Below are 4,298 nucleotides of genomic sequence, written 5' to 3' on the forward strand. Positions count from 1 at the left end.
GGGAGTACGAGGTCCCCTGGGAGCCCGACGACCTGCCGGCCGTTGCGGCGACGCTGTGGCGGCGCGTGGACGTGATCCCGCCGGGTCTTGCGCTCGCCCAGGCGGCCAAAGAGTCGGGCTGGGGCCGCTCCCGCTTTGCGGTCGAGGGCAACAACCTGTTCGGGCAGTGGTGCTTCGACCCCGGCTGCGGCATCGTGCCGGCGCGGCGGCCCGAGGGCAGCCGGCACGAGGTGGCGGCTTTCGACAGTGTCGACGAGGCCATCCGCCGCTACATGAACAACCTGAACACCCACGAGCGCTACGCCCCGTTCCGCGAGCGGCGTGCCGCGCTCCGGGCGCGGGATACCGTTCTCACGGGCCCCGCGCTGGTGGCCGGGCTGCTCGGCTATTCGGAGCGCGGCGAGGTCTACCTCGACGAGCTGCGCGCGATGATGCGCCAGAACCGCGAACTCCTCGAAAGTGCCGCCCGCGGTTGATGGTGCGTCGTCTCGCCCTGCTGTTCTGTCTGCTCGGCATCGCCGCCGGTCCGCTGGCGGCCGGAGGTGCCGGTGAGGGCACGGGCACCGGGCATGGCGTGATTCTCCTCTACCATCGCATCGCGGCGGACGGGCCGGACAGCACCCGCGTGGCGCCAGACCGCTTCGAGGCGCACCTGGACGCACTCGTGGACGGCGGCTACCGCGTCCTGCCGCTGGCTGAACTGCTGGCGGGCGCCCGCGCCGGGACGCTGCCGCCCCGTGCGGTGGCCCTGACCTTTGACGACGCCTACCGTTCGATCCTGCTGGGCGCCCTGCCGCTCCTTGCCGAGCGCGGGCTGCCGTTCACTGTGTTTGTGGCGACCGGCCCCGTGGACGCAGGCTTCGGCAGCTACCTGAGCTGGGATGAGCTGCGCCAGCTCGCCGGGAGCGGGCTGGCGACCTTCGGGGGGCACTCCGTGAGCCATGGTCACCTCGAGGCTCGCCGGGACGGTGAGGACGACGCCGGCTGGCGTTCCCGCGTCCGCGGTGAAATCGTTGACAGCCTCGAGCGTCTGAAGTCCGAGCTTGGAGATGCCGTGATCGATGCCCACGCCCATCCCTATGGTGAGTACAGCCGGGCGACGGAGAGCCTGCTCGCGGCCGAGGGACTGTGGGGACTGGCGCAGCAGTCGGGGGCCGTAGGGCCCCGGGTCACTCCCACCCGGGTACCGCGCTTCCCGCTTTATCATGGTGCCGATGGTGATGCACGGCTGCGCATGGCCCTGGCAACCCGGCCTCTCGCCCTGGCCGCAGAGGCGGAGCCTCGCGTATACCTGCCGCCGGGAATGGCATCCCCGACCCGCTGGCGTTTCCGCCCGTCCCCGGGCGCCTGGCGCGAACAGGGCCTCGCCTGCTACGCCGCTGACGGCAGGCCCCTGGCGCTCAGCCGGAGCGGCGCCTGGGTCGAGGTGGTGCTGCCCGAATTCCGGCCCGGCCGCAACAAGGTCAACTGCACTGCGCCGGCAACGGGCGGTGGGTACGCCTGGCATGCACGGTTGTGGGTCCGCGCGGACGCCGCGGGCACCTGGCTGCGTGAATAAGCATGACGCGGCGGCCCGGGCAGGGCTGCACCGGGTCGATGGCGAGGGGCTCACCAATTTCCCGGTGGCGCTGGCCTGTCCCTGTGGCGCCTGCTATCGTCTGCCCATGATGGCAAGGACCGCTTTCTCCAGCGCTGTCGGTGACAGCAGCGGGGCCCGGGGCGCAGCGGTCTTCCGGTCGGCGCGCTGCCGTCGGTCCGCGGGCCCTTAGGCGGAGCGGGCCGTGTGTCTCGTGCTGCTTGCCCTGGGTTCCCGCCCGGATCTGCCGCTGATTGTGGCTGCCAACCGCGACGAGTTCCACGCGCGGCCGAGCGCTGCCCTGCATCGCTGGCCGGGATCGACGTGTCTCGTTGCCGGTCGTGATCTCGAGGCCGGCGGTACCTGGCTCGGCGTGGACGCCCGGGGCCGCTTCGCGACAGTCACCAACATCAGCGAGACGCCTGCTGGCGGTGCGTTCCGCTCCCGGGGCGAGCTGGTGCCGGGCTTCCTCGAAGGGGAGCGCGATGCCCGGACCTATGCCGGTACTATCGATGGTGATGCCTACCGCGCCTTCAACCTGCTGCTCTGGGACGGCAACGTCCTGCTTTACCACTCCAACCGGTTTCCGGCGCGGGAACTCGGCGCCGGCGTCCATGCGGTTGCCAACGGCAGCCTGAATGAGGCGCGTTTCAAGGTCCAGCGCAGCCGCGCGGGCCTGGAGGCCCTGCTCGCGGGGAACAAAGGATTCCCGGAGGCCCGGCTTTTCGATCTGCTGGCAGACTGCTGTCTGCCGGAGCCGCCAGAGGAGCGGGTGGTGGCGGGTCTGTCAGCTGCGGAGGCGGCGGCGCTGGCTGCACCGTTTATCGTCGGTGAACGCTACGGCACGCGGGCAAGCACCGTGGTACGGGTCGATGCCCAGACCGTGACCGTCGCTGAGCGGCGCTTCGCACCCGGTGGCGCCGCCGCCGGCAGCGACCGGATGGTCTTCGGCCGGGGCTGAGTCCGCTCCCGTCTGTTGCCAGCGCCCGGGCGTCAGTCCTGCGCGCGGGAGTGCTTGTAAACGACGCCGTCGCGCATCACGAAGTGCACCGATTCGAGCAGGCGGATGTCGTCGAGCGGGTTACCCTGTACGGCGATCACGTCGGCAAGGTAGCCCGGTTCGAGAGCGCCGAGTTCGCCGTCCTTGTCGAGGGCTTCGGCACTGTTGAGCGTAGCCGCCTGCAGTGCCTGCAGCGGGGTCATGCCGAAGGTGACCATGCGCGAGAGCTGGCGCGCGTTGTGGCCGTGCGGGTACACGCCCGCGTCGGTGCTGTAGATCATCTTGACCCCGGCCTCCACGGCCTTGCGGAAGTTCTCCCGCTGGGTTTCACCGGTCATGCGCTCCTTCTCCAGGCTCTCTGAAAGGATGCCCTTCTCTTCGCCCTCGCCGAGGATGAACTCGGTCACGTAGATATCCATTCCGAGCCAGGCGCCTTTTTTCTTCGCCAGGCGGATGCCCGAGTCGTCAATGAAACTGCCGTGCTCGATGGTGTCCACACCGGCCTCAAGGGCATTGCGGATACCTTCGGCACCGTGTGCGTGGGAGGCTACTCGCAGACCGCGGCTGTGGGCTTCGTCCACCAGCGCCGTCAGTTCCTCGACGCTGTACTGTGGCGCGCCGACCTTGGTGCCCTTGGACAGCACGCCCCCGGTGGAGCAGGTCTTGATCAGGTCGACGCCGTACTTGATGTTGCGGCGCACGGCGGCACGGGCAGCCCAGGGGCCGTCGGCCACGCCCTCGCCCTCGAGGCCGTACTCGGCCGGCAGCAGGTTGTTGTCGCTGCAGTGGCCGCCGGTGATGCCCACCGGTGGGCCCGACACGAACAGCCGCGGCCCCGGCACCTCGCCGGCCTCGATGGCGTCGCGGAGGGCGACGTCGCCGAAGGAGCCGGCGCCGACGTTACGTACCGTGGTGAAGCCCGCGTAAAGGGTGCGCTCCGCGTGTACGACGCCCTGGATGGCCTTGCGCTCGTCCGAAAGCGCCAGGCGGCGGAAGCCGTGGTAGTCCGGGCTGCTGGTGAGGTGTACATGCATGTCGATGAGTCCCGGCAGCAGGGTGGCGCCCGGCAGGTCCAGGCGCCGGGCGCCCGGCGGCGCCTCGATATCGCCGCGGGGGCCGGCGGCGACGATGCGCCCGTCCTCCACAAGAAGCGCGGCGTTCTCGACGAACGAGCCGTCGCGGATATCGAGCAGCCGCGCCGCGGTGAGCAGCAGCGTATCGGCGCTGGCCGCCTGGGCGACGAAGACAGTGAGGGCGAGAAGCAGGGAACGCACGGTGATACCTCCGGGTGGCTGGAACGGTTCTTCGAGTCTAGGGCATCTGCTCTGGCGAATCACGGTAGAACGGTGGCGGCCTTGTCGCCGTCGACGAGCAGCAGCTGGCCTACGGCCCGGTCCATGGCCTGCTCGAGGGCAAGGGCGTCGAGGCCGAGCAGCAGCTCCCGGGGCATGATGAGCAGTTCGTTGCGCAGCCGCCGGAGGAGCCGCAGCAGCGCCGGCGGATCCAGGGCAGTGGTCGGCAGCCGATGCAGGCGCAGTCCCGGTACAGCAAGGCCGGCCAGGGCCGCGGGGGGCCAGGGCTGGTTGCTATGCACGTAGAGGTCCCGGTGACCGCCGCGGGCCGCGAGGCGGTTCGCGGTGGCGACCGCTTCGCTGTCGCCCCGCACGCCGGCAAGAACAATGCCGAGCGCTGGCGGCCGCATCCCCCGGCCGGCGGCCGCGG

6 protein-coding genes are annotated in these 4,298 nt (G+C 70.6%); 4 read left to right on the plus strand and 2 right to left on the minus strand.

The genetic code is table 11. The annotated features are described in order from the left end of the window. The 4 genes from HRUBRA_RS14305 to HRUBRA_RS14315 form a co-directional block, all read left to right on the plus strand. The coding region (locus HRUBRA_RS14305) for a glucosaminidase domain-containing protein (RefSeq protein ID WP_035518298.1) at positions 1–476 on the plus strand (476 nt) is incomplete at its 5' end. Beyond that, positions 476–1,558 carry a polysaccharide deacetylase family protein gene (locus HRUBRA_RS14310; protein WP_052094969.1) on the plus strand — a complete coding sequence of 361 codons (1,083 nt, stop codon included), beginning with the start codon at positions 476–478 and terminating at the stop codon, positions 1,556–1,558. The genes HRUBRA_RS14305 and HRUBRA_RS14310, both read left to right, overlap by 1 nt. Continuing rightward, complete coding sequence (locus HRUBRA_RS15240) at positions 1,551–1,769, plus strand: hypothetical protein (RefSeq protein ID WP_144244490.1); 219 nt, start codon at positions 1,551–1,553, stop codon at positions 1,767–1,769. Before HRUBRA_RS14310 ends, HRUBRA_RS15240 begins: the two co-directional genes overlap by 8 nt. A gap of 12 nt (positions 1,770–1,781) precedes the next feature. Further along, positions 1,782–2,537 (plus strand): NRDE family protein, encoded by a 756-nt coding sequence (locus HRUBRA_RS14315; RefSeq protein ID WP_035518301.1) that lies wholly within the window; start codon positions 1,782–1,784, stop codon positions 2,535–2,537. Positions 2,538–2,569: 32 nt separating this feature from the next. Here HRUBRA_RS14315 and HRUBRA_RS14320 read toward each other — a convergent pair whose 3' ends face one another. Together HRUBRA_RS14320 and HRUBRA_RS14325 are read right to left on the minus strand one after the other, a co-directional pair. Continuing rightward, complete coding sequence (locus HRUBRA_RS14320; RefSeq protein WP_144244491.1) at positions 2,570–3,850, minus strand: Xaa-Pro dipeptidase; 1,281 nt, start codon at positions 3,848–3,850, stop codon at positions 2,570–2,572. 59 nt (positions 3,851–3,909) lie between these two features. Next, positions 3,910–4,298: hypothetical protein (locus HRUBRA_RS14325; RefSeq protein ID WP_236629884.1), on the minus strand; the 389-nt coding region annotated here is incomplete at its 5' end.

The organism is Pseudohaliea rubra DSM 19751, from assembly GCF_000764025.1.
Taxonomy (GTDB): Bacteria; Pseudomonadota; Gammaproteobacteria; order Pseudomonadales; family Halieaceae; genus Pseudohaliea; species Pseudohaliea rubra.